The following is a 1,358-nucleotide window of genomic DNA, read 5'->3' on the forward strand; positions in this document are numbered from 1 at the left end:
CGTAAGGGAGGTGTCCTCGCAGGACTTCCAGTCCTGCATGTTGAAGAAGCCAGACTTGGCGCTCACCCAAAGGTTGAGGTGCTTCGTTTTGAAGGTGTTGGTGAACCGAGCCGAGCGGATCGCCCGCGCCTGCTGGCTTTCCAGATACTCCTGGAACACTGACACACCGTGGTTGGGGTTGGCCTTGGCCAACATCTTGGGATCGGTCCAATCGTCGCCCTCATCAAGCGTCCAGATCCAGCCGAACAGTTCATCGTCTGGGACAGTGCCCTCCAGCATCTCAATGACCTGGCGACGCTTGTCGTAGCAGGGCCCCTCAATATCGGCGCCAGAAGTGGTGATGATGAACATCAGCGGTTGTCGGCGGGCGCCCATACCGGTGAGCATGGTGTCGTACTGAGCCGAGGTGCGGTGCTCATGATATTCGTCCACGATCGCGCAACTGGGTGATGCGCCGTCACCAGGGTCACCAATAAGTGGCTCGAAGCGACTGAAGTCAGACGGAATATTCATGTTCGAGGCGTTGACCTCGATGCCCGCCGCTTGGACCAGCATGGGTGACTTGGCCACCATCAGTTTCGCAGGGCGGAAAACCTCCCAAGCCTGCTTCTCAGTGGTAGCACCTGCGTACACCTCGGCGCCGTACTCACCATCCGCAACGAACATGCTGATGCCGACACCGGCCGCAACTACCGACTTTCCGTTCTTGCGGGGAATCTCCCAATAGCTCTCACGAAACCGGCGGTACCCGCCCTTCTTCTTGACCCACCCGAAGGTGACGGCGAGACCGAAAAGCTGCCATGGCTCAAGGCTGATTCGCTGACGCTTGAACGCCCATTCACCCTTGGTATGCGGCAACAGCTGAATCAGCTTGAGTTTTTTCTCAGCCTTCGCCGGATCGAACTTGAATCTGAACCCGCGCTTGCGGCTGGCTGCCATGTCGTCGAAATGGCGCTGCACTGCCTGATGGATGTAGCGACAAGCTGGCACCTTCCCGCGTAGCAGAGACCTACCCCATACCATCGCTTTATCAACGTTGGGGTGGGCAGACTTGGCCATTCAGGATCTCAATAGTTCGGCGAATTCGTTGGTCTCTTTTTCCTTGTTTCCTCCGATCAAACGTGTGCGGTTGGCCGGGTCAAGGCCGAGCATCGCCCCGAACGTCACCATTTGCCGCATCGTTTCGTTCGCGGCGGTCAGTGCCGGGTTTTTCATCGGTCCACCGGTGGCACCAGTAACCACGATGCCGTAGGCCTGTACTGACTCCTGCGCCATTCGCCAATTGTCGTACGCAACGCAGAACGCTTCGACGTTGTGTAAATCAGTTATCGCGACCACGTTTTCACGCAGAAGCTCGG

The 1,358-nt window shown here is 57.7% G+C and carries 2 protein-coding genes; both read right to left on the reverse strand.

The features are described from left to right. Positions 1-1,059: terminase large subunit (locus AO388_RS02270; RefSeq protein WP_161937149.1), on the reverse strand; the 1,059-nt coding region annotated here is incomplete at its 3' end. Beyond that, positions 1,060-1,358: phage terminase small subunit P27 family (locus tag AO388_RS02275; protein ID WP_201786897.1), on the reverse strand; the 299-nt coding region annotated here is incomplete at its 5' end.

Source organism: Pseudomonas sp. ICMP 10191 (assembly GCF_001467335.1).
Classification (GTDB): domain Bacteria; phylum Pseudomonadota; class Gammaproteobacteria; order Pseudomonadales; family Pseudomonadaceae; genus Aquipseudomonas; species Aquipseudomonas cerasi.